We start from the raw sequence: 22,001 nt of genomic DNA, 5'->3' as shown, positions 1-22,001 counted from the left end.
GGCCCTATGTCTGTCCTGTCACCCCCAACCAAACCCAAGAACGGGACAAGAGCAATGACCCAACACATGAAGACACCGCCGGTCGTTTCGCAGGAAGCCTGGGAAGGCGCCTATGAAGAGATGCTGGTGAAGGAAAAGACCCTGACCCGCGCCCGCGACGCTTTGGCCGCCGAGCGCCGCCGCATGCCATGGATGGAAGTCAAGACGGACTATGTCTTCGAAGGCCCGAACGGCAAGGTGAGCCTGCTCGATCTCTTCGAAGGCCGCCGCCAGTTGGTCGTCTACCGCGCCTTCTTCGAACCGGGCGTCTATGGCTGGCCGGAACACGCCTGCCGCGGCTGCTCGCTCGGCGCCGACCAGGTCGGCAATCTTGCCCATCTCAACGCCCGCGACACCACGCTTGCCTATGCCTCGCGCGCACCGCAGGCCGACATCCAGCGGGTGAAGCAGCGGATGGACTGGAAGATGCCCTGGTACACCATCACCGACAGCTGGGATAAGGATTTCGGCGTCGACGAATGGCACGGCCACAACGTCTTCATCCATGACGGCAAGCGCATCTTCCGCACCTATTTCGTCAACAACCGCGGCGACGAGGCTTTTGGCACCGTCTGGAGCTATCTCGACATTACGCCGCTCGGCCGCCAGGAGGTGTGGGAGGATTCGCCCGAGGGCTATCCGCAGACGCAGACCTACAAATGGTGGAACTGGCACGACAATTACGATGCAGGCGCCGCGCCCGACCAGAGATGGGTCGAGGTGTCGGATGCCGGCGAAGCGGCGTTCCGCAACAAGGACGCCTGAACTTGAAGCGACTCCGGCGGCGCAACTCGCGCGCCGCCTGAGCCGATCGCTTCGCCCTTGTTCCTATGAGCTTGAAAACCTGCCCTCAGAAGGTGGATATCATGAGCATCGACTCCCCTCGCCCGACCGGCCTGAGCGGCTTCGGCCTCGCCGACTGGCTGTGCCTCGCCGCGGCGCCGACCTTCGCAACGATGGCGCTGGTCACGGCTGTCTCTGGCGGCCACGACATGATGTGCATGTCGGGCGCCTCGGTGCTCAGTGGCATGGTGCCGATGTATCTGCTGATGGCAGCGTTCCATCTTGCGCCGTGGCTGCGGCTGGTTGCCCGGCAGAGGTGAGGCCGTTGTGCCACATGGCCTCACGACCGCTGAGAAATCGCCCGAGCCGCTGCCCCTCCAGGCCTTGACGAAAACAGGCGCGCCTGTTTGAGACTCTGGAGCAAAGGGAGACATTTGCTCCAAGGGGGATGAGCAAGCGGTGGGCAAGCAGTGAAGCGCGTTTTTCGATTGCTTGCCGCAGCGATCATCGCGTCCGGCGTCGCCGGGTGTACCAGCATTTCCTACTATGCGCAGTCGCTGGAGGGCCATGTGCAGATCATGGCCGCGCGAAAAGATGTTGGAAAACTGATCCATGATCCGTCGACGCCAAAGGCGCTGCGCGCCAAGCTGACGTCGGCGAGCGCCATACGCCGCTTTGCCACGGAAGAACTGGCACTGCCCGACAACAGCAGCTACCGCAGCTATGTCGACATCGGCCGGGACAATGTGACCTTGGCCGTTTTTGCCGCGCCGCAATTCTCGCTCACGCCGGTAACATGGTGCTTTCCAGTCTTTGGCTGCGTTCCCTATCGGGGTTACTTTTCGCGGAAAGACGCGATCGCCAGCGCCGCCGAACTGCAGCAGCGAGGGCTGGACGTTTATGTGTCGGGCGTCACCGCATACTCCACTTTGGGCTGGTTCAGCGACCCCCTGCTGAGCACCATGCTTCGCCAGGACGACACCTATATCGCCAGCCTTGTCTTCCACGAGCTGGCGCACCAGAAAGTCTATGTGAACGGCGACTCCGCGTTCAACGAGGCTTTCGCGGTTTCCGTCGAAACCACCGGCACGAGGAAATGGCTGCGCGCCACCGGCAATCGCGCCGGATTGCGCAGCTACGAAGCCGATCGCAAGCGCAAGGCCGATTTTCTCGACCTGATAGCGAAAACCCGTGAAGAGCTGAAGCAGGTCTATGGAAGCCCGCGTAGCGCCGCGCAGATGGCCGCCGCCAAGGCAGCCACAATCGACAGGCTGCGGATGCGCTATCGGCAAATGCGCGACAAGCGCTGGGCCGGATACCGCGGCTACGACGCCTGGTTCGACAGCCCGATCAACAACGCAAAGCTTGCCGCGACCGCCGTCTACGGCGAGCAGGTTCCGGCGTTCCTTCACCTGTTCGAGCTGTGCTCCGGCGATTATCCGAGGTTCTACGCCTCTGTTCGACGGATCGGAAATTTGCCCGGACCTTCCCGAGCCGAAGCGCTCAAGGCAGCGGCCACCTGTCATTGACCACGTAAGGAATTCCGGAGGCCGCGCGGGCAGATGCTGGACAATTACGAGGTGGACAGGTTCGGCGTGATCCACCAGATCGACTTCACGCCGATCAAGTACGACAAGAAATACATTTCCTATTACGAGGACCTGAGCGACCGGACCATCAAGCTCGGTTACCAGCGGCTTGGCTGGGTGCTTGGCATTACCGGCGAAATTCCCCGGTCCGTGCTGGAGATCGGATATGGCACGGGCACGTTCATCGAGGCCGCCAAGATAACCGGGGTCGCCGACTGTGCCGGCTGCGATATCGCTGAATTCCCCCTGCCCAAGGGCGTCCGCTTCGTCGATTGGGAAGAGGCGCTCGCCGGCGCGTGGGATCTGGTCGCCATGTTCGACGTGCTTGAGCACATCCCGGATCTCAGTTTCCTCTCACGCCTCCAGACCCGCCACCTGGCCGTCGCCGTGCCTTATTGCCGTTGGCGCGAGCTCGGCGCCGACGGCGACACATGGTTCGCCAAGTGGCGCATGTGCCTGCCCAACGAGCACCTGCACCATTTCGACCGCGACTCGCTGGTGGCACTGCTTGCGCATAATGGCTTCGAGTGCGTGGCGCTGAACTGCTTCGAGGACGGGATCAGGCTGCGGTCCGGCGAAACGGGTCCGAATATCCTGTCAGGCTTCTTCAGGAAGCTTTAGGTCGGCTATGACCGGTGCGCTCATCCGTCAGAGCGCGACCGGCTCGGGCACCAGCCTCATGGCCCGCCCGTAGCTGTCGGGCGCGAGACGAAAGGTCAGCACGGTCACGATGGCGATGCAGGCGAGATGCAGCAGCCAGCCGGCCCGGAAACCGCTGGTCATGTCGTGCAGCACCGCGACGATCCATGGCGGAATCGCGGCGATCAGGAAGCCGCCGCCTTGCATCATGGCCGACAGTGCGCCGGCTTCCGCCGGGTCCGGCAGATGTTCGAGCGCGACGATCATGGTGAGCGAGAACGAGCCGCCCAGCCCCGCTCCCAGCAGCAGCGCCAGGACGAAAGGCGCGGTCTCTGGCCGCAGGAGCAAGCCTGCAAAACCAACCGCCTGCATGGCCAGGGTCAACCAGAGCCACGGCCGCCGGTCGACGCTCTTGCCGGCAAGGGCTGGCAAAAGCAGGGCCGAAACCGCCTGTCCAACGGCCATGACCGCCAGCAGGCCGCCGCTCGAAGCGCTCGTCCAGCCCTGCTCCTGGTAGTAGGGCGCGAGCCAGGCCACGGAGGTGGAATAGCCGCCATTGACGAGACCGAAACAGGCCATCAGAAGCCAGGTGCGCGGCCGTTTGAGGAAATTCGGCGTCGCATTCCCGCCTTGCGGGCGGGCGCCGTCGCGCGGCAGGCAGGCTGTGGCAAGCGCCACCGCCACCAATGCCGGCAGCGCCATCCAGGCGAGGCCGAAATGCCAGTCGCCCGAGACCGTGGCGATCAGCGGTGCGAGTTGCGCGCCAAGCGCGCCGCCGCCCATCAGCATCGATGAATAGAGCCCCATGACAAGGCTGACACGGCGGGGGAATTGCCGCTTGACGATGCCGGGGAACACCGCCTGCACGACGGCCGCGCCAAGCCCGAGCAAAGCCGCGGTGCCGACCATGGCAAGGCTCGTCGACACGAAGAGGCGCAGGAACGATGCAAGCGCGAGGATGGCGAGCGCCGCGATGACTGCTCGGCCGGCACCAATGCGTGCCTGCAAGGCAGGCCCGGCAAAGGCGAAGATCCCCATCAGCAGCATCGGCACCAGCGTCAGCAGCGCGATGCCCTGTGTGCCGAGACCGGTTTCGGCGCGCACGCTCGCCGCCAGTGGGCCGATGCCGGTGATGAACGGCCGAAGGTTGAGCCCGACCAGGGCGACCACGGCAAGCATGAGCAAACGGCTCAACGTGGTTTTGGCACCTTGCTTTTCGCTCACGGTCTCGGCCACTTGCGTCAGCTTGCGCCTGCTGCCAGGAGAAGCTTCTCGATCTCCTTGAAGCCGCGATCACGCGCATGCCGCAGCGGCGTCACGCCATCGCCGTCGGCGAGGTCGACATTGGCTCCAGCCTTGATGAGCAGTGAAACGATCTGCTGGTGGCGCTGGCCGCCGTCGCCGAGGATGATGGCTTCCAGCAGCGCGGTCCAACCGAGCTTGTTGACATGGTCGACATCGACGCCGGCCGCGATCAGCGTGCGCACCGTCTCGACATGGCCCCGCTCAGATGCCGGGATGAGCGCGGTGCCGCCATAGCGGTTGATGCTCTTGAGGTCGGCGCCATGCGCCAGCGTCAGCTCGAGGATTTCCAGATGCCCGCGCGCGCCGGCGTAGAGGTACGGACTGTCCTCGATATTGTCCTTGGCGTTGACGTTCGCTCCGGCCGCGATCAGCGCCCCGGCGGCGGCAATTTTATTGTCATGCGTGGCAACAAGCAGCGGCGTGGCGCCGGTGCCGTCGCGCGCGTCGATCACGGCGCCTTGCGACAAAAGCCTGCCGATCGCCTCTACGTCATCGCGGGCGGCGGCGGCATGCAAAGGGGTCGTGCGCATGGTTTCTCCTGATGCGGTCGCCGAAACGGAGGCGAGCACCAGCAAGGCAAAGGCAAAAAAGAGATGACGCATTCCCGGCTCCCGCAGCATTCGGCCAGTGAATGGCCTTGTCCGCATTTCCAGATAGGGTCGCGCGTCTTCATTTAGAAATTAAATGTATGCATCCCTTTCATTATGGTTTTGGATGATCCAGAACCTCGACGCCCCTGCGGAGTGGGAGATGCTCGATCCACGCCTTCTGCGTGCCTTCATCGCGATTGCCGACGCCGGCAGCTTTACGCAGGCGGCGGAGCGGCTGAACATGACGCAGTCGACAATCAGCCAGCAGCTTGCCAGGCTCGAGGACGCGGTCGGCCAAAGCCTCGTCGATCGCGAGACAAGGCCGATCCGGCCGACGACCGCGGGCGAGCGCCTGCTTGGCTATGCGCGGCGCATCCTTGCCTTGCAGCACGAAGCGGAAACGGCGCTCGGCGATCCGGCCGGCACCACGCCGGTGCGGATCGGCGTGCCGGAGGACATCGTCAACACGACGATGGCGCAGGTGTTCGGCGACTTCACCAGGCGGCACCGCGCGGCGCGGCTGGACGTCACCGCAGGCCTCAGCCGTGACCTGACCCGGCGCTATCGCGCCGGCGAATTCGACATCGTGGTGGTCAAGGAAGCGGCCGCCGAACCCGATTGCCGGGCGAGCTTTCCCGAACCCATGGCGTGGTTCGAAAGCGCCGATAGCCAATCGGAATGGGCCGATCCGGTCCCGCTGGTCGCCTTCCCGCCCGGCGGCCTCTACCGCGAGGCCATGTTCGAGCGCATCGAGCGCGGGCAGCGCCGCTGGTACATCGCCTTCGCCGGCAGTAGTCTCCGCAACGTGCTGGTCGGCGTGGAGGCCGGGCTTGGCCTTTCTTTGCTGCCCCGGAGCGCGACGATCGGCCATCGCGTGCGGCCCTACGCGCCGCTTGGTGCCGAGCCCTCGATGGTTGTCTCGCTCTATGCCTGGGAAAAGACCGGGGCGGTCGCGGAGCTGGCCGATCAGATGACCGCGGTCCTTGCGGTCAGGCAGAAGGCATCCGAATGAGCGCAGGAGTAACCCGCCCGCATTGCCTTCCGCGCCCGTCCGCACAATAGTCGGGCCGATGTTCGAGGCGATTGCGAGTCACTGGTCGACGCTTATCCTGATCCTCTCGCTGGCGATGGCGGCGGTCGGCATCGTGCACGCCATCATGACCAAGGAGGACGTGCGCGCCGCCACCGGCTGGGTCGGCGTCATGCTCCTGTCGCCGTTCCTCGGCGCGATCATCTACGCCATTGCCGGCATCAACCGCATCCGCCGCGCGACGATCAGCGCCATGCGCCCCGTCTCCAGCGAAGCGGCGGCGGCGAGGCACGACCGCGACGTTGCGCTCGAAGCCCTGATCAGCGCCGAATTCGGCCAGCGTTTCACCGGGCTGAAGACGCTTGGCGACAGGGTGGCGCGGCGTCCGCTCACCTCGGGAAACACCATCGCCGTGCTCAAGACCGGCGACGAGGCCTATGCGGCGATGTGCCGGGCGATCGACGCGGCGCAAAGAAGCGTGCTTCTGGAGACCTATATTTTCGACAATGACGCGGTCGGGGCGCTTTTCGTCGAGTCGCTCGGCAATGCGGTCAAGCGCGGCGTCACCGTGCGGGTGCTGATCGACGCTGTCGGCGTGCGCTATTCGGTGCCGAGCATCCTGAAGCAGCTCAGGGAGGCCGACGTCACCGTCGATCTCTTCAACGGCAATATCGTCATGGGCTTGAGACTTCCCTATGCCAATCTCAGGACCCACAGGAAGATACTGATCGTCGACGGCATGGTGGCGTTCACGGGAGGCATGAATATCCGCAAAGGATTCTCGGCCGAATTCGCCGGTTCGGAAAGCTCGCGCGACACGCATTTCGAGGTCAGCGGGCCGGTGGTGGCCGATCTGTTCTCGGTTGCCGCCGAGGACTGGCGCTTTGCCGGCAACGAGGCGTTGAAGGACGAACCCTGGCAGGTAGAGCGGACGATCCCGCCGCCCGGGCAGCCGATGCTGGTCCGCGCGGTCGCCAGCGGGCCGGACGCGTCGAACGAAACCAACCTGAAGCTGCTGATGGGCGCTTTCTCGGTCGCCCGCAAATCGATCCGCATCATGTCGCCCTATTTCCTGCCGGATCGCGAATTCATCAGCGCGCTGACCACCGCCGGCCGGCGTGGCGTCGAGATCGACATCGTGGTGCCGGCGGTGAACAATCTCTTCCTCGTCGACCATGCGATGACGGCGCAGTTCGACCAGGTGTTGAAGCATTATTGCCGCGTCTGGCGCCATGAAGGCTCGTTCGACCATTCAAAACTGATGGCAATCGACGGCGTGTGGGCCTATGTCGGCTCCTCCAATCTGGACGCCCGCTCGCTCAGGCTGAATTTCGAGATCGACATGGAAGTGCTGGATCAAAACTTCGCCGCCGAGATCGACGCCCGCATCGCGGCCGCCATCTCCACCGCACAGCCGGTGACGCTGCAGACGCTGAAGGAAAGGCCGTTCGTAATCCGCGTCTTCGACCGCTTGCTGTGGCTGGGATCGCCCTATCTTTAGAACAGGAACGAGCTTCGGGATCATGGAGATCAACGACATAAAAGGCCGCAGCCTCCCCGAGACCGTGCTGCTTACGATCCGCGGCAGAAACGCGCGCAAGGCGAAGGCGACGCCGCGCAAGCGCGTCAACGGCGCCGAGATCGTGGTTGCCTCCTACAACGTTCACAAGTGCATCGGCACCGACCGAAAATTCGACCCTGAAAGGACGGCGCGCGTCATCCGCGAAATGAGCCCGGACGTGATCGCGCTGCAGGAAGCCGACAACCGCTTCGGCGACAAGGCCGGGCTGCTCGACCTCAACCGTCTGGAACACGATACCGGGCTGGTGCCGGTGCCGGTCATCGGCAACGGCAAGGGGCATGGCTGGCGCGGCAACGTGCTCCTGTTCAAGCGCGGCACCGTGCGCGACGTGCACCAGATCAAGCTGCCGGGGCTGGAGCCGCGCGGGGCGCTGGTCGCCGAGATCGATCTCGACGAGAAACGCAGCCTGCGCGTCATTGCCGCCCATCTCGGCCTGTTGCGCCGCTCGCGCTCCGAACAGGCGCGCGTCGTGCTCGACATCATGAGCAGCGCCGACGAAAGGCCGACGCTGCTCCTCGGCGATCTCAACGAATGGCGGCTCGGCAACCGTTCGGCGCTGAACACGCTGCACACGACCTTCGGCCCGACGCCGCCGGCGGTGCCGACTTTCCCATCGGGCCTGCCGGTGCTGGCGCTCGACCGCATCATGGGCAACCGGCACGACCTGGTTTCAGCGGTGGAGGCGCATGACACGCCGCTGTCGCGCGTCGCCTCCGACCACCTGCCGCTGACGGCCTTCGTGCATTTATAGCCCGGTGCCCTACCCTTCCCTCAGCCAGACCAGCATCTCGCCGGGATCGCGATTGTCCCAGGCGAAGTAGGGAACCGCCTTTAGCTTCGTTTCTTCAGTCACTGGCGGTTCCGGACGATAGAGATCGGCGCCCCAGTTCTCCGTTTCGGCCCGGCTGCCAATGGCCGAAAGCGTGACGATGCCGCCGAGCAGGTTCGGCTCCTTGTTCGCTTCCAGCCTCGCCGTGCGCGGCAGGGCGATGCGGTGCAGCCCGGCGCCATTATCGGTTTCCTCGACGCAGTAGAGCAACGGGCCGCGCGCCAGCGCCACGCGGCCGATGTCCTGGCGCACATTCGGGTTGGCGAAGAGGCGCGCCATCGACATTTCGAGGTCGAGCTCGACGCGGTCGCCCTGGCGCCATTCGCGGCGGATCGCGGCGTAGCCGTCGCTGATCACCGCTTCGAGATCGACCAGCTTGCCGTTCACCTTGAGCGCCGCCTTGCGGCACCAGCCAGGTATGCGCAAATGGAGCGTGAATTCCACCGGCGCCTCCGGCCCGACCTCGATCGCGACCGCGCCGTCCCAGGGATAGTTGCAGGTCTGGACGAGGCTCACCTGCCGTCCGGCGATCTCGACGCGCGCGGTCGAGTCGCCATAGAGATGGACCGCGAGCGCATCGTCGGCGAGACCGTAGAAATAGCTGCCGATCGAGGCCACCATGCGGCCGATATTGGGCGGACAGCACGGGCAGCGGTGCCACTTCCAGCGATGATGGCCGCCCCGGCTCTCCAGCGGGTTCTCGTAGAAGAACAGCGAGCCGTCGAGCGACAGGCCGGAGATCGAGCCGTTGTAGAGCGCGCGCTCCATCATGTCGGCGTAGCGGGCATTCGGCCCCATGCCGAGCATGCGGCTTGCCCAGAACACCAGGCCGACCGAGGCGCAGGTTTCGGCATAGGCGGTGTCGTTGGGCAGGTCGTAGTCGCTGGTGAAGCCCTCATTGTGCGCCGACGGCCCGAGGCCGCCGGTGACGTAGAGGCTCTTGGTCATCAGATCGTCCCAGAGACGGTCGAGCGCGACGCGCAGCGTGTCGTCGCCATATTCGGTGGCGATGTCGGCCATGCCGGAATAGAGATACATCGCACGCACCGCGTGGCCGACGACCTTGTCCTGCTCACGCACCGGCTTGTGCGACTGGTTATATTCGTAGGTCTTGAAGTGATAGGCCTTCGGGTCGGCGCCGCGGGCGCGCGCCTCCTCGTCGAAATAATGCGGCTGCTGGCCACGCTCATCGATGAAGTATTTGGCCAGGTCCATGTATTTCCGGTTGCCGGTGGCGCGGGCGAGCTTGACCAGCGCCAGCTCGATCTCCTCATGGCCACAGTAACCTTTTTTCTTCTCCGGTTCGGGGCCGAACAGCGAGGCGATGTGGTCGACATAGCGGCACAGGATGTCGAGCAGCTTGCGCTTGCCGGTCGCCTGGTAGTAGGCGACCGCGCCCTCGATCAGATGGCCGGCGCAGTAGAGCTCGTGGCAGTCGCGCAAATTGGTCCAGCGCAGTCCGGGCTGGATGCGCTGGTACCAGCTGGAGAGATAGCCGTCGGGTTGCTGCAGTTTCTCATAGAGGTCGATGACGGCGTCAATCTTGCTCTCCAGTTCGGGATTGCGGCGGCGGTAGAGCGAATAGGCGGCGGTCTCGATGGTCTTGCCCCAGTCGGAATCCCAGAACATCTGCGTCGTCACCGTCGAGCCGGTGAAGGTGGGATTGGCCGCCTCGTCCGGTGACGGCGAGTGGAAGGGAATGACGACGCCGGGCGACGGCACGTCCGGGTCGATCTGCTCCAGCATGCGCGCCTCGACGCAGCGGTCATAGAGGATCCCGGCCGTGCGTGCGGCGACCGCGTCGACACGGTCGCCCCAGAAGCCGCGCACATCGACCTGCGGCACGGGCAACGGCCGGAAGGCGAGCTTCGGTTTGGCGGATGTCTCGGCCTTGGCGGCGGCTTGCGGTGCGGTCATGAACTTCACTCCATTCGAATGCGATTTACTTGACGGCCCCGGCCATGAGGCCGCGGATGTAGAAGCGCTGCAGCGCCAGGAACAGGATCAGGCAGGGCACCATCATCACCGTGACGCCGGCCTGCACCGCGCCCCAGTCGATGGCGCCGAAGCGGCCGGACTGAAGTGCAGTCATCATCACCGGCAGGGTGAACTTGGACTGGTCGGTCATCAGCACCAGTGCCGCCAGGAACTCGTTCCAGGCGCCGAGAAAGGCAAACAGCGCGATGGTGACGACGCCCGGCCAGACCAGCGGCAGCATCACCTTGATGAGCATGGTGACGTTGTTGGCGCCGTCCATGCGCGCCGCCTCCTCGATCTCGCGCGGCACGGCGTCGAAGGCGTTGCGCATCATGAAGATCGAGAAGGGCAGCTGCAGCGTGACATAGACGCAGACCAGCCCGGTCAGCGTGTTGTGCAAGCCGAGCCTGGTCAGCACCAGGAAGATCGGCGTCAGGATCGACTGGAACGGGATCATGATCGTCGACAGGATCAGGACGAAGAAGAAATCCCGGAACGGAAAGCGGAAACGCGAGAAACCGTAGCCGGCAAGCACGCTGACCAGCACCGAGAGCAGCACCGTCATCACCGAGACATAGATGCTGTTCTGCGCCGAGACCCAGAGCCCGTCGCCGAAGGAGTTCAGCGTCTCGTAGTTCTCGATCGAGAAGCCTGTGGTCGGCCAGGGCGGCAGCGGCGGCTGGCGCGCTTCCTGCGCCGGCTTGAAGGTCGACAGCACGGTCCACACGATCGGCGCCAGAAACAGCACCGAGGCGATGATGCCGGTCGAATGCCGGGCGAGGCTGAAACCCGCTTTACGGCTCTGCGACATCGCCTCGGCCATCAATCGAGCCCCTCGGGCTTGCGCAGCAGCCAGAGCTGGATGAGGCTGAGCGCCACCAGAATGGCCAAGAGCACCATGGAGAGTGCGGCGCCGTAGCCGAGCTTGAACGACACGAAGGACTGGTTGAAGATCCAATAGACCGCCGTCAGCGTCTGGTTGCGCGGTCCGCCGCGCAGGATGATGTAGAACTGGTCGAAGGCAAGGATCGAGCCCGCCACCGACAGGATCAGCGCCAGCGCCAGCGTGCGGCGCATCAGCGGCAGGGTGATCGCTTTGAACCTGGCGAACGGCCCTGCCCCGTCGATGACGGCGGCCTCCTGCAGATCCTGCGGGATCGATTGCAGGCCGGTCATCAGGATGATCATGGTGAAGCCTGCGACCTTCCACACCACCATGGCGATGATCGACCAGAAGGCCGGCTGGAAGGTGGCGAGAAGATTGACCTTCTTCTCGGTCAGGCCCAGGTCGAAAGCGGCGGGGCTGAACAGGCCGGAATCGACGTTGAGCAGCCAGGACCAGAGCAGGCTCGCCGAAGCGAAGCCGACCACCGCCGGCATGAAGAATGCGGTGCGGTAGAGGTTGGTGAGCGCGCGCGGCTTTTCGATGAAGATCGCCAGCGGGAACGCCACGGCGAAAATCGCGATGGTGACGATCACCGTGTAGTAGAAGGTGAACCTCAACGCGTTCCAGAAGCGCGTGTCGCGCAGAATCGCGACGTAGTTGTCGAAGCCGACGAAGGAATGCTCGCCCATCAGCGGCCAGTTGTTGAGCGACATCCAGGCCGTCATGCCCAGCGGGATGACGAAGAAGACGGTGACCAAGGCAACGGCCGGCAGGACATAGAGCAGGCCCACCCATTGCCGCAGGCCGGCGCCGGCGCGTGACCGGGCGGGTGCGGAGGCGGCGGTGATGGCGGTCATAGCTGGACCTTCCCTTCTCCCCTTGTGGGAGAAGGTGGATCGGCGCGCAGCGCCGAGACGGATGAGGGGTGTTGGAAGGAATGAGGCGGCGGCGATTGCGTACGTCTCACTCCGCTGGAGCACCCCTCATCCGTCCGAGCTACGCTCGGCCACCTTCTCCCACAAGGGGAGAAGGGGGAGCCAGCCCGCCGGCGCCCCGAACTGCCGATCGCAATCCGGCTGTCCATCGAGATGTATGACTGCTGTCTCAACGCGATAACCCTGCCATTCAACGATACATCATCCGGCCGCCCGGCCCAGGGAGACGGGGCGGGCGGCCGGTCAGAGCTTTTCGGCGGCGAGCGTTGCGCATTCCTCGCCGCCTGCAGGCCCTGGTGTTACTTGTTCGGCGCCTGGTCGATGATCGACTGCATGGTGTCCTGCGCGTTCTTGATGGCGCCATCGACGTCGTCGCCGAAGAACACCTCGTTGATCATCTGCGTCCAGGGCCCGTTGGCGGAGTTGATCAGGTCGTTGAACACCACCGAATAAGGCGTCTTGCCCTTGGCCATCGCCTCGGCCGCCACCTGGTAGCGCGGGTCGAGATCCTTCAGCGCGTCCTTGGCGATGTCGTTGCGCACCGGCAGGCTGCCATATTTGGCCAGGATCGTCTGCCCCTCCAGCGAATAGGCGAAGTCGAGGAACTGCTTCACCACCTCGATTTTCTTGGTGCCCTTGGTGACGACGAAATTGTCGCCGCCGGCAAAGGACGACCAGCCGCCATCCTTGCCCGGCAGGAAGGTGATGCCGTAGTCGATGTCGGGGTATTGCGTGTTGAGCGCGCCGATGGCGAAGGCGCCGGACGGCGAAATACCGATCTTGCCGCCGGCAAAGGCGGCGAAGAAATTGGAGCCGGTGTCGGTCTGCGCGCCTTCAGGCACCAGGCCCTTCTTGACCATCGAGCGGTAGAGGTCGATGGCGCCGCGCAGTTGCGGGCTGTCGAGCGTCGCCTTCGAGCCGTCTTCCGACAGGATGTCGCCGCCCGAGGCCCAGATCAGCGGCGTGAAGGTGAAGATGTTGCAGCCGCCGCAATTGCCGGAAAAGTAGAAGCCCTTGACGTCGCCGCCAAGCGCGTTGACCTTCTCGGCGTCGGCCTCGATCTCGGCCCAGTTGGTCGGCCCCTTCTCGGGGTCGAGGCCGGCCTGCTTGAACAGCTTCTTGTTCCAGATCAGCACCGACGCGTCGGCCGAGAACGGCAGGCCGTAGATGCGGTCCTTGTAGGTGCCGGTCTTCACATGCGCCGGCGACAAGCTCGAAAAATAGGCCAAGGATTTCGCCCAGTCGGTGATGTCCTCGAGCTGGCCGGCGGCGGCGAAGGACGGCGTGTAGATCAGGTCGAGGGACAGCGCGTCGGGCGCGGTGCCGCCGGCCGCGGCGGCGCCATATTTCGGGATGATCTCGGCATTGGGGATGATGTCGAGCTTGATCTGGTCCTTATGCGCCTTGTTGAAGGCATCGACGATGCGCGGCATGAAGTTCGAGCCGTCGGCGCGCACCCAGATGTTGGCGGTCTCCGCGGACGCAGCCTGCAGGCCGCCACCGATGACGGCCGCGGCAAGCGCCAGCTTGGCAAGCATGGTTTTCACGTTGTTCCTCCTCATGGTTCTCCTCCCAGTTTTCGACCGTGCCGTCCGGCGGATCCGGGCGCGCGGCCTTGTTGCTTCATTCCGGCGGACTTCCGCATGACTGACGCACCACCAGCCGGCACGGCAGTTTCCTGATGCCCGGCGCGGCCGGCCGGCCGTCGACGAGCGAAAGCAGGGCAAGCCCGGCCTCGCGGCCGAGGCTCTCCAAATTCATGTCGATGGAGGTCAGCGGCGGGCGCGTCGCCTCGGCCACGATCTCCCAATTGTCGAAGCCGATGACGCCGACATCGTCGGGCACGCGGATGCCGCGCTCGCGCAGCGCGTCGATGACGCCGCGGGCGATCTGGTCGTTGCCGCAAAAGACCGCGTCCGGCCGCTCGCCCATGCCCCCGAACAATTTGGCGACCGCCTCGTGACCCCAGGCTTCCGACCACTGCCCAAGTAGCGGCTCGCCGATCGGCAGGTTGTTCTCCTGAAGCACCGCGCGATAGGCATCGGCGCGCTCATGCACCACCCCGAAGCCCGGCGGGCCGCTGACATGAGCGATGCGCCGGCGCCCAAGCCGCAAAAAATGCTCGACCGCCAGCCGCGCGCCACCGGCATCGTCGGAAACGAGGCCGACCGCGCCGGGATCGGGCCGGGTGAAGGCATAGACGACGGGCACGCGCAGATTGGAGAGATCGACCGGCAGATGGCGGTCGATGCGTTTTCCGGTGGCGATGATGCCGTCGACGCGCTTGTCGAGCATGGCCTCGACATGCAGCTGACCGAGCCTGGTGTCGTCCTCGACATTGCACAGGAAGACTGACACGCCCTTGTCGACCAACGCGTCGGACACACCCGCCATCAGCGGCAGCGAGAAGCGGCCATAGGTATCGTTGGTGAGCAGGCCGACGGTGAAGGAGCGGCGACGCAGCAGGCTCTGCGCCAGGCTGTTTGGCCGGAAGCCGAGCAGCCTGGCCGTCTCGCGGATTCGCTCGCGCGTCTCGGCGGTCATGCGTCCCTGCCCGTTCAGCGCCTTCGAGGCCGTCGCGACGCTGACGCCAGCGGCCACCGCCACCTCGCGGAGCGTGACGGGCTTGGCAAAGACAGGCGCTTGCTCGGCGTCTGAAACCATTTTCGGCGCAGGACCTCCCAGGTTGAGAAAACCTTTTCTCACTGAGGCCTGCTGCATTCGAACCGGGGGGCGGATGTCGAAAGCGAAGGGTTGGGAAAAGGTTTTCTCAGATGGGATTAAAAGTGAAGATGGACATGAAGGCAAGGATTTTTTTGTGACAGCCGATCTGATGAAAGGACATCGTGTCGGCCAAGGACGCGCCAAAGCATGGCCGTTCACGTCAGGGCCCTCTGCCGCTACCCCAAAGCTCGAAAGCTCGACGGCGGCCTCGACACCCACGCCTCCACTTCGCGCGTCACGAATCCCGCCGCCTGGTGGTGGATGAAGTGGCCGGCGCCGGGGAGCGCCACCAGCGACGTGACGTTGTCGACTTCGCGAAAGGTGCCGTCATAAGCGGCGGTCGGGATGTACGGATCGTCGGCGCCGAACAGGACCAGCGTCGGCGCCCTGACCAGCGGCTGCGGGCCGATATCGGGCATTTTGCCCAGCGGGATGTTGGCCCGGTAATAGCCGAGCATTGCCTCCGGATGGGATCGCCGGAGCGCTTCCACAAGCGCCTGCCTCTCCGCCTTGTCGGCGACCCAGGCGGCGAGTTCATCCGGTGTCGGCAGGACGGCGTCGGCCACGCCCTGGAAACGGCGGATATAGTCGATGGTGCCGGCATTGGCAGGGTCGGATATGGCGCGCAGGTAGTGGCGCGGGTGCGGCGCCGAAAGCAGCACCAGGCGGCGAACAACCTGCGGCACGCGCATCGCAAGCCACCAGGCGATCATGCCGCCCCAATCGTGGCCGACGATGGCGGCCTGCGAAATGCCTTCGGCCGCAAGCACGGCCAGCACGTCCTCGATCAGGCAGGGCATCAGTGCGTAGTTGGCGTGACCTTGCGGGGCATCGCTTTGGCCGAAGCCGCGCAGATCCGGCGCAAGCACCCTGAATCTGCCCTGGAGTGCTTCGAGCTGGCGCCGCCAGCCGAGGCCATGGTCGGGAAAGCCGTGCAGAAACACGATCGGCGGGCCTGAGCCCGCCGCTGTGTAGTGCAGTTTGACGCCACCGTTTGCCGCGAACCTGGATTCGAAACCCGCTTCCCCGTTCACCTGCAGCCGGCCGCCTCCGTCACATCTTGACTTCGAGGCGCAGGAACGGGCCGTTGAAGGTCGAGGTCTTCTTGTCCGCGGTGACCAGCAGATTGTGCCACTGCTCGACCTTGTAGCCCGCGGTGAAGGTGGTGTTGGTGAAGGGCGTCCAGCTGATACCGGCCGAGGCGTCGAAGCTCGTGACCGTCTCGTTGGAGTGCTGGCTTTGGCTGAAGTGGCCTTCCTGATGGGCGGGAGTGTTGTTCGGGTTGTCGCTGACAACATCGAAGGAGACGGTTTCAGTACGACGGCCCCACATGACCGCACCGGAGGCCGAGCCGGTCAGCCCCCATTTCTCGCCGAGCGGATAGTAGCCTTCGACGCCGACATGCGGACCGATGCCCCAGTATTCGGCCTTGCCGAGCTTATCCGCGCTGCCGCTCTTGTCGACCGGGCTGGTCTCGCTGAAGCCCTCGCCGATGCCGATATGCTCCTTGGAGTGCACAAGCCGCAACCCGCCGAAGAAACGGATGTCGGCGGCCTGCATCTTGACGTGCTTGCCGAGATCGAAGTCCAGCGTCTGGAAATTGAAGTCGTCGCCATAGTTGAAGTTGACCGCCTCGGTCGGCGTGGAGGCGTTGAAATCCCAGGAGCGATCCTTGCCGGTGTGGAAAGCGCCGGCGAGGCGCCAGTCGACGTCGGGCGAGATCTGCTTGGTCAGCGCGATCGAGCCGTAGAGATCGCCATTGGCGTTGCCGAGCTTGTCGCTGCCGCCCAGGCCGGTCTTGTCGCTGTGGACGTTGTTTTGAAACACAGCACCTTCGAAGGCGATCTTGATGCGCGAATCGATCACCGACGGATCGGTCACCTGCGCTTCGGTGGCATGGGCCGTTGCCACGCCAACCGATGTCATAGACGCGGCCGAGGCCGCTACAGTCGCCAGAAATTTGCCGGAAGCTTGCGCCCGCATACCTTCCCCCCGTTGGAAGCTAAAACCCAAAACCCGCGCGAAGCTAACTCAACGGAACTTTTGACGAAAGCTATCGAAATGTGTTCCTGCCGCGATGTTGCAGCTTTGCCACAGCTAGGTCCACCAGCTACCGATCGGCCTTTCGACTCGAAACAAATATGGCTAGCCTTTGGGTCGTAACAGTTCGGCCGCCGCGACCGGTGGGCTTGGCGGGGGCCATGAATCAATCGCAGATCGAGGACGTCCTCAACAGTCTCGTCTATGCGCTTTACGCGCAAAGCGGCGAGCAGAGCGGCGCGGAGAAACGCGTCGGCAACCTGCAGGTGTTCGACCACCCGGAGGCGGTCGACCGCATCGTCAAGGCGCCGGCGCTGTTCCGCAAGAATTTCTCGATGATCTCGGCATTGGGCTACAGCCGCTTCAACACCAATGACGAAGACTGGGCGGTACGACGCGAAATCACGCAGGATGCCTATCTCGCGGCGGCCAAGCCGGCGCAGCAGAACGCGGTCTGCGACGTCTACACCACTCGTCTGTCGCAAAGCGAAGCAACGCTCGCCGGCATCCAGAAGGCGTTGTTCGCCGCTTCGCTGACGATTTTCTACCGTGCGTTCAACCTGGTTCCCGACATCGCCTCGACGATCTCGCTCATCGACCGTGTGCGCGAGGTACTGCGGCGGCTGCAATATTTCTCCTGGGTAGCGCCGACAACCTCGGAGCGCGATGGCGCCATAGGCGAGGCCCGCCAGGTGGTCGCCGATTTCGCCGGGCAGCTGGCCGCCGATCCGCGCGCCGCGGCGGAAATGGCGCGCTTCGCGGACAGGGCCAAGGACATAGATGGCTTCTCCCCGGTGGAGGAGTTCGTCATGAACGCCTTTGCCGGCGTGGAAACGACGGTCGCAACCATTCTGTGGGTGATCGACCGGATGGGCGCCAACGCCAAGGTGCAGCAGCGCATCCAGGATGAGATCGACCGCAACGCGGCCGAGACGCCGTTCATCGACTGCATCGTCAACGAGACGATGCGCTACCTGCCGCCGATCCCGTTCCTCGTCCGGGAGGTTGGCGCCGAGACCACGCTGGACGGTCGCAGGCTGGTGCCCGGACAGCTCATCCTGCTGTCGGTGGTGGGCGTTCACCAGCATCCGGCCTTCTGGTCGGACCCGAGGACCTTCGATGCCAGCCGGCGGGAATTTATCGAAGACACTTACGACCGCCGCGCCTTCATCCCATTCCTGACCGGGCCGCGCATGTGCGGCGGCGCCCGGCTCGGGCGGCTGGAGGTCAAGGAGGCGGTGCGCGCCGTGGTGCGCCAGTTCAGCTTCAGCCGCGCCGACGACGTGATTCGCTTCGACTATGCGCTGGCCCTGCGGCCGGCAGCCGGCTCTTCGGTCAGCGTCGCGCGGCGATGAACGAGGTGCCTCTCACACGCCTGTTCACCGAGGGCGAGCAGCTTGCCTTCCCGCGCGTCGGCCAGCGCCGCTACGTGCGCGGGCTGGACGTCGCAGCGCTGGTCGAGCGCCGCTGCCCCGACTTCGCCCGCCTTGGGCTGAAATTCCTGCGGCCGATCGCCAACCGTGCCGTCATCAGCTTCAAGCGCGGCCCCGCCACGGCCGTAGCGGTGTCGCTGACGCCACGCCATGGCGCATCGGTCGATCTCTATGTCGCCAATCTGGAGGATGCCCTGCCCCGCGCGGAAAGCGAGCCTGCGCTTGCCGCCCACGTCGCGCTTCCCGGCGGCGCCGGATACCATCGCTATCTGGTTCTGGGCAGACACGGCCATTCGGAAATCCTGGCGGTGGTCTTCAACCGCTATCAGGCGGCCACAGGCCGGCGCTTCCTGCTTCGAACATTGCATCTGGAGCGGCGGCCCGCGGCGACAATCGAGCTGGTCAGTCTGAAGGACCCAAGAACCGAACGCGGCCTCACGGCCTGCTCGATCACCCGCCAAGGGCGGCCGTGGTGCCGGATCGAGATGATAGACGCGGAAGGCTGATCGCGCACCGGGCGCAGCCGAGCATCCGCGCCTTCAGACGGTCGTGAGGAAGCCCAGGACAAGCAGCGCCTGGTCGAGCGTCATCAGCGACGGGGGATGGCCGGCATCCACATTGTCGACCACCAACAGATCCGGCCGGCCCTGACGGGTGCGGTCGATGGCCTGCCTGTCGATGAAATTGCTCTCGCGACCATACATCAGAAGGAAGCGCGCTTGCAGCTTCGCGACGATCTGGAACAGGTCGTAGTCGCGACCGGTCATCGAACCGAAGCTTGCGGTCGTGGCCGGGTCATAAGCCAGGCGAAAACCTTCGGGGCCGGAAACGATCTTGTTGGCGACATAGCGCGAGAAGACGCTCTCCTCGACCGGCCCCATGAAAGAGCGCGTCGAGCGCACATAGGCCTCGGCCTCGGCGCGGGTGGAAAATTGCGCCTCGCTGTCGCGCACGATCTCGGAGCGGATGTGGTCGACATTGGCGCCACCAAGCATGGGAACGTCGTTGAGCACCACCTTGGTGGCGCGCGCACGGGTCATATACAAAAACAAAAGAAGGATCGTGCCGCCCCAGGACGAGCCGATGAAATGGTTCTCCTTGCCGGCAAACTGGCCGAGCGCGCGCAGGCAGTTATAGTAGACGTTGATGTCATAGCCGCCGCCGAGATAGGCGCTGCGCCCGCGCCCGAGCAAGTCCGGACAGACCACCAGATAACCGTTGCGGCAGAGGAATGCGGCGAGATAGTCGAAATCGGAGCCGTTTCCGGTAAAGCCGTGCAGGCAGAACACGCTGCCGCGCGGCGTGCCCGCCGGCTGCCAGATACGCACGAACATCGACGCATAGCGCTCGCCGAGCCGGACAAGAATCTCCTGCGTCAGCGCCTCGCCGGGCGATGCCTGGTCCATCAGGCGTCCCGCTTGCGCACGGCGCGCTTCATGGCGCCTCGCGCATCGATGAAATCGCGTTTCCAATAGACGGATTTGTCGAGGTTGAGCAGCTTGGCCTCCTTGATCAGCGGCAGGATATGCGCGGACGAGCGCGTCGCCATCACCGTCGCGGCAATGGCCGTGCCGTCGGGATCGGGATTGAGCGGGCCGCTATGCGCGACCCATGCCTCGGCGATCTCGCGGCTGGTCACGATCCAGCCGACATAGGCGACGATCTGATCCTCGACCGAGCCGATGAGATGTGTCTGCTGCTCGAGCTGATAGCGCAAGGTCTTCACCATCAGCCCGAACTCGTAGGCGTCGAAGGGCGGGTAGTGCGCAAGAAAATTGCAGACGAGCCCAAGCGAGACCGGACTGGCGGGAACACGGCTGAATTGAAGTTTGCTCATGCGACTCGTGCGTTTGAAACGGCGCGAGAGACTATGATGAGCAAGCCGCGCGGGGCTAGAGGGAAAGAGCGAGGACAACGCTACCGTTTGTCAGGTCGATTTTTCGAACATGGGAGTGGCAGCCCCGCGTTGACGCCAGGCGCCGCCTCCCTATATCTTCGACAGTCTTATTATTCTATGATCTAAATAAATATGAGAGGCGGCGCGCTCCAGGAGGGATGACCATGAGAGAATTGATCGTCACCGAATTCATCACCGTCGACGGCATCGCCGAGCATGAGCTGCTGCCCAACGTCGCCTGGAACGATGCGATGACCAGGTTCAAGGAGGACGAGCTTGCCGACAGCGGCGCCATGCTGCTCGGACGTCTGACCTACGAGATCTTTGCTGGACATTGGCCGTCGGAAACCGGCGACTTCGCCGATCGTTTCAACGCGCTGCCGAAATATGTCGCCTCGACCGGCCTCAAGACGGTCGACTGGAAACCGTCCGAGCTGCTCGATGGGCCCCTGCCCCAGGCCGTCGCCCGACTGAAGCAGCAGCCCGGCGGCAACATCTATGTGCATGGCAGCCTGAGCGTCGCCCGGCAGCTTCTCGGCGCCGGATTGGTCGACCGCGTGCGGCTGCTCGTCTATCCGGGAGCCGCCGGTCGAGGCAAACAGTTGTTTCCGTCCGACGCGCCGGTCGCGCTCGAGCTTGTGTCGGCCGTGCCGTTCGACAACGGTGTGGTGGCGATGGAATACAAGCCGGTCGCGAACGCTTAGCGCAATTCCAGACCGCCTTGATGCCAGGGACGTGACCGCCCGCTTGATCGCGCGAGCCCTGTGCCTGATTGCGTTTTGTCGCAGAACGATCGGGGGCAAGGTGCCCCCGATCACGAAATTCGCGCACAGCTCGTCAGATGAGGAAAACGCTGGCGTCCGGATGCGTCTGGTTGTTCATCGCGTCGAAGGCGTTGGCGACATCCTCGACCCCCGGTTGACCGGTCAGGCCGAAATTGTTGGTTGGGGCGCCGGTATCGTTAAGGACGTCCCGCACCGCGGCAGTCACCTCGCCCGGCTGGAGCGTGTGATCATGGTTCGCGTCGATCAGATTGAGAATAGAGATGATGGCCGGGTTCGAACTGGTCGCCGCGGAGAAACTGAAATTGAGCTCCGGTTTGCCGCCGGGGCCGTCGGGCACGGCGGTGACGGCAGCAGAGAGGAACGCCGCCGCCGACGAGCGTTCGAGGTGGTTCACGCCACCACCCTTGGCTCCCAGCGCATCCGCGATTGAGGGCGTTTTGGGGATCTTGTTCAGGTCCACGAAACCGAAGATGGTTTCAAAGGAGGTGTTGGAGTTCCAGCCCGGATGGAACGAACCCAACTCCTGGTTCAAGATATCGATGTGGTTCTTCCAGAAGCCAGGCGTCAAGCCCTGGCCCGTCGGTGGCAGGAAGTTGGCGAAGTCCTCGCCCGTGGTGTTGTTGCCGCTGGTTGCCGCGACGATATAGCCGTCCTTGCCCAGGGTCTCGACATAGCCGTTCGGCAGCACTTCCTGCACGAAATAGGTCTGGCCGCCGCTGAGCGGGCCGAGATTGTCGAAGTGATAGCTGCCGTCGACCGCAGTTACCGTGCTCGCCAGGGCATGGCTGAGATCGCCGCTGGCATAGAGATTGATGGTGATGCCGCCAAGCGGCGTGTCGTCGGCGTTATGGGTCGTCGTGTCGTCGCCATTGGCGTCGGTGTATTTGGTGCCCGAGATCGAGAACTTCACGAAGTTGGCGAAGTCCTCGCCGGTGGTG

21 protein-coding genes and 1 pseudogene are annotated in these 22,001 nt (G+C 64.4%); 10 read left to right on the top strand and 12 right to left on the bottom strand.

All coding sequences use genetic code 11. The features are described from left to right. The first annotated feature begins 54 nt into the window (after window positions 1-54). The 4 genes and pseudogenes from KVT37_RS04245 to KVT37_RS04230 all read left to right on the top strand — a co-directional run bounded on the left by KVT37_RS04245 (window position 55) and on the right by KVT37_RS04230 (window position 3,032). A complete protein-coding gene (locus KVT37_RS04245; RefSeq protein WP_217570033.1) occupies window positions 55-804 on the top strand; it encodes a DUF899 family protein in 750 nt (249 codons plus the stop codon). Window positions 805-953: 149 nt separating this feature from the next. After that, window positions 954-1,142: pseudogene (locus KVT37_RS04240) on the top strand (hypothetical protein); the annotation flags it as partial. A 150-nt stretch (window positions 1,143-1,292) separates the two neighbouring features. After that, entirely contained in the window at window positions 1,293-2,351 is a 1,059-nt protein-coding gene (locus KVT37_RS04235; RefSeq protein WP_217570029.1) for an aminopeptidase, read from the top strand. Between the two features lie 33 nt (window positions 2,352-2,384). Further along, entirely contained in the window at window positions 2,385-3,032 is a 648-nt protein-coding gene (locus KVT37_RS04230; RefSeq protein WP_217570027.1) for a class I SAM-dependent methyltransferase, read from the top strand. A 27-nt stretch (window positions 3,033-3,059) separates the two neighbouring features. Here the strand turns inward: KVT37_RS04230 and KVT37_RS04225 are convergent, their stop codons facing one another. Further along, window positions 3,060-4,244 (bottom strand): cyanate transporter, encoded by a 1,185-nt coding sequence (locus KVT37_RS04225; protein WP_254633811.1) that lies wholly within the window; start codon window positions 4,242-4,244, stop codon window positions 3,060-3,062. Window positions 4,245-4,291: 47 nt separating this feature from the next. Further along, window positions 4,292-4,885 (bottom strand): ankyrin repeat domain-containing protein, encoded by a 594-nt coding sequence (locus KVT37_RS04220; RefSeq protein WP_217570881.1) that lies wholly within the window; start codon window positions 4,883-4,885, stop codon window positions 4,292-4,294. A 220-nt stretch (window positions 4,886-5,105) separates the two neighbouring features. Between KVT37_RS04220 and KVT37_RS04215 the strand changes: the two genes are divergently transcribed. The 3 genes from KVT37_RS04215 to KVT37_RS04205 are packed head-to-tail and all read left to right on the top strand — an operon-like array spanning window position 5,106 to window position 8,308. Beyond that, on the top strand, window positions 5,106-5,957 hold the full coding sequence (locus KVT37_RS04215; protein ID WP_217570025.1) for a LysR family transcriptional regulator: 852 nt from the start codon (window positions 5,106-5,108) through the stop codon (window positions 5,955-5,957). Window positions 5,958-6,015: 58 nt separating this feature from the next. Then, window positions 6,016-7,476: a phospholipase D-like domain-containing protein gene (locus KVT37_RS04210; RefSeq protein ID WP_217570023.1), complete on the top strand. Its 1,461-nt coding sequence runs from the start codon at window positions 6,016-6,018 to the stop codon at window positions 7,474-7,476. Window positions 7,477-7,498: 22 nt separating this feature from the next. After that, entirely contained in the window at window positions 7,499-8,308 is an 810-nt protein-coding gene (locus KVT37_RS04205; protein WP_217570021.1) for an endonuclease/exonuclease/phosphatase family protein, read from the top strand. Window positions 8,309-8,317: 9 nt separating this feature from the next. Here KVT37_RS04205 and KVT37_RS04200 read toward each other — a convergent pair whose 3' ends face one another. The 7 genes from KVT37_RS04200 to KVT37_RS04170 form a co-directional block, all read right to left on the bottom strand. Further along, window positions 8,318-10,303: a glycoside hydrolase family 127 protein gene (locus KVT37_RS04200; protein WP_217570019.1), complete on the bottom strand. Its 1,986-nt coding sequence runs from the start codon at window positions 10,301-10,303 to the stop codon at window positions 8,318-8,320. 25 nt (window positions 10,304-10,328) lie between these two features. Further along, on the bottom strand, window positions 10,329-11,186 hold the full coding sequence (locus KVT37_RS04195; protein ID WP_217570017.1) for a carbohydrate ABC transporter permease: 858 nt from the start codon (window positions 11,184-11,186) through the stop codon (window positions 10,329-10,331). Then, window positions 11,186-12,106 (bottom strand): carbohydrate ABC transporter permease, encoded by a 921-nt coding sequence (locus tag KVT37_RS04190; protein WP_217570015.1) that lies wholly within the window; start codon window positions 12,104-12,106, stop codon window positions 11,186-11,188. The genes KVT37_RS04195 and KVT37_RS04190 overlap by 1 nt, the downstream gene beginning before the upstream one ends. Before the next feature lie 377 nt (window positions 12,107-12,483). Beyond that, window positions 12,484-13,731 carry a sugar ABC transporter substrate-binding protein gene (locus tag KVT37_RS04185; protein ID WP_217570013.1) on the bottom strand — a complete coding sequence of 416 codons (1,248 nt, stop codon included), beginning with the start codon at window positions 13,729-13,731 and terminating at the stop codon, window positions 12,484-12,486. A 76-nt stretch (window positions 13,732-13,807) separates the two neighbouring features. Then, complete coding sequence (locus KVT37_RS04180) at window positions 13,808-14,848, bottom strand: LacI family DNA-binding transcriptional regulator (RefSeq protein WP_217570011.1); 1,041 nt, start codon at window positions 14,846-14,848, stop codon at window positions 13,808-13,810. A 236-nt stretch (window positions 14,849-15,084) separates the two neighbouring features. Beyond that, a complete protein-coding gene (locus tag KVT37_RS04175; RefSeq protein WP_217570009.1) occupies window positions 15,085-15,942 on the bottom strand; it encodes an alpha/beta fold hydrolase in 858 nt (285 codons plus the stop codon). 19 nt (window positions 15,943-15,961) lie between these two features. Continuing rightward, the gene (locus KVT37_RS04170) at window positions 15,962-16,834 is read right to left on the bottom strand and encodes an Lpg1974 family pore-forming outer membrane protein (protein ID WP_217570007.1); all 873 of its coding nucleotides are present in this window, start codon (window positions 16,832-16,834) and stop codon (window positions 15,962-15,964) included. Between the two features lie 275 nt (window positions 16,835-17,109). Here KVT37_RS04170 and KVT37_RS04165 point away from each other — a divergent pair, with 275 nt between their 5' ends. Both KVT37_RS04165 and KVT37_RS04160 read left to right on the top strand, forming a co-directional pair. Then, the gene (locus tag KVT37_RS04165) at window positions 17,110-18,303 is read left to right on the top strand and encodes a cytochrome P450 (RefSeq protein ID WP_217570005.1); all 1,194 of its coding nucleotides are present in this window, start codon (window positions 17,110-17,112) and stop codon (window positions 18,301-18,303) included. Then, on the top strand, window positions 18,300-18,887 hold the full coding sequence (locus KVT37_RS04160; RefSeq protein WP_217570003.1) for a hypothetical protein: 588 nt from the start codon (window positions 18,300-18,302) through the stop codon (window positions 18,885-18,887). The genes KVT37_RS04165 and KVT37_RS04160 overlap by 4 nt, the downstream gene beginning before the upstream one ends. A gap of 33 nt (window positions 18,888-18,920) precedes the next feature. On the opposite strand, the gene KVT37_RS04155 is transcribed toward KVT37_RS04160, so the two are convergent. Together KVT37_RS04155 and KVT37_RS04150 are read right to left on the bottom strand one after the other, a co-directional pair. Then, the gene (locus KVT37_RS04155) at window positions 18,921-19,787 is read right to left on the bottom strand and encodes an alpha/beta fold hydrolase (RefSeq protein ID WP_217570001.1); all 867 of its coding nucleotides are present in this window, start codon (window positions 19,785-19,787) and stop codon (window positions 18,921-18,923) included. After that, window positions 19,787-20,218, bottom strand: coding sequence for a hypothetical protein (locus KVT37_RS04150; RefSeq protein ID WP_217569999.1), 432 nt, complete (start codon window positions 20,216-20,218; stop codon window positions 19,787-19,789). The genes KVT37_RS04155 and KVT37_RS04150 overlap by 1 nt, the downstream gene beginning before the upstream one ends. Before the next feature lie 224 nt (window positions 20,219-20,442). Between KVT37_RS04150 and KVT37_RS04145 the strand changes: the two genes are divergently transcribed. Next, complete coding sequence (locus KVT37_RS04145) at window positions 20,443-20,982, top strand: dihydrofolate reductase family protein (protein WP_217569997.1); 540 nt, start codon at window positions 20,443-20,445, stop codon at window positions 20,980-20,982. 133 nt (window positions 20,983-21,115) lie between these two features. On the opposite strand, the gene KVT37_RS04140 is transcribed toward KVT37_RS04145, so the two are convergent. Next, the coding region (locus KVT37_RS04140) for a hypothetical protein (RefSeq protein ID WP_217569995.1) at window positions 21,116-22,001 on the bottom strand (886 nt) is incomplete at its 5' end.

The sequence above is a fragment of the Mesorhizobium sp. GbtcB19 genome (assembly GCF_019091085.1).
In the GTDB taxonomy this organism is placed as follows: Bacteria; Pseudomonadota; Alphaproteobacteria; order Rhizobiales; family Rhizobiaceae; genus Mesorhizobium.
This window is presented reverse-complemented; position numbering and strand designations above follow the sequence as displayed.

Coding starts and splice junctions, on each gene's coding strand:
- KVT37_RS04245 (WP_217570033.1), top strand. CDS start 55: ATGACCCAACACATGAAGACACCGCCGGTCGTTTCGCAGGAAGCCTGG.
- KVT37_RS04230 (WP_217570027.1), top strand. CDS start 2,385: ATGCTGGACAATTACGAGGTGGACAGGTTCGGCGTGATCCACCAGATC.
- KVT37_RS04220 (WP_217570881.1), bottom strand. CDS start 4,885: ATGCGCACGACCCCTTTGCATGCCGCCGCCGCCCGCGATGACGTAGAG.
- KVT37_RS04215 (WP_217570025.1), top strand. CDS start 5,106: ATGCTCGATCCACGCCTTCTGCGTGCCTTCATCGCGATTGCCGACGCC.
- KVT37_RS04210 (WP_217570023.1), top strand. CDS start 6,016: ATGTTCGAGGCGATTGCGAGTCACTGGTCGACGCTTATCCTGATCCTC.
- KVT37_RS04205 (WP_217570021.1), top strand. CDS start 7,499: ATGGAGATCAACGACATAAAAGGCCGCAGCCTCCCCGAGACCGTGCTG.
- KVT37_RS04200 (WP_217570019.1), bottom strand. CDS start 10,303: ATGACCGCACCGCAAGCCGCCGCCAAGGCCGAGACATCCGCCAAACCG.
- KVT37_RS04195 (WP_217570017.1), bottom strand. CDS start 11,186: ATGGCCGAGGCGATGTCGCAGAGCCGTAAAGCGGGTTTCAGCCTCGCC.
- KVT37_RS04190 (WP_217570015.1), bottom strand. CDS start 12,106: ATGACCGCCATCACCGCCGCCTCCGCACCCGCCCGGTCACGCGCCGGC.
- KVT37_RS04180 (WP_217570011.1), bottom strand. CDS start 14,848: ATGGTTTCAGACGCCGAGCAAGCGCCTGTCTTTGCCAAGCCCGTCACG.
- KVT37_RS04170 (WP_217570007.1), bottom strand. CDS start 16,834: ATGACATCGGTTGGCGTGGCAACGGCCCATGCCACCGAAGCGCAGGTG.
- KVT37_RS04165 (WP_217570005.1), top strand. CDS start 17,110: ATGAATCAATCGCAGATCGAGGACGTCCTCAACAGTCTCGTCTATGCG.
- KVT37_RS04160 (WP_217570003.1), top strand. CDS start 18,300: ATGAACGAGGTGCCTCTCACACGCCTGTTCACCGAGGGCGAGCAGCTT.
- KVT37_RS04155 (WP_217570001.1), bottom strand. CDS start 19,787: ATGGACCAGGCATCGCCCGGCGAGGCGCTGACGCAGGAGATTCTTGTC.
- KVT37_RS04150 (WP_217569999.1), bottom strand. CDS start 20,218: ATGAGCAAACTTCAATTCAGCCGTGTTCCCGCCAGTCCGGTCTCGCTT.
- KVT37_RS04145 (WP_217569997.1), top strand. CDS start 20,443: ATGAGAGAATTGATCGTCACCGAATTCATCACCGTCGACGGCATCGCC.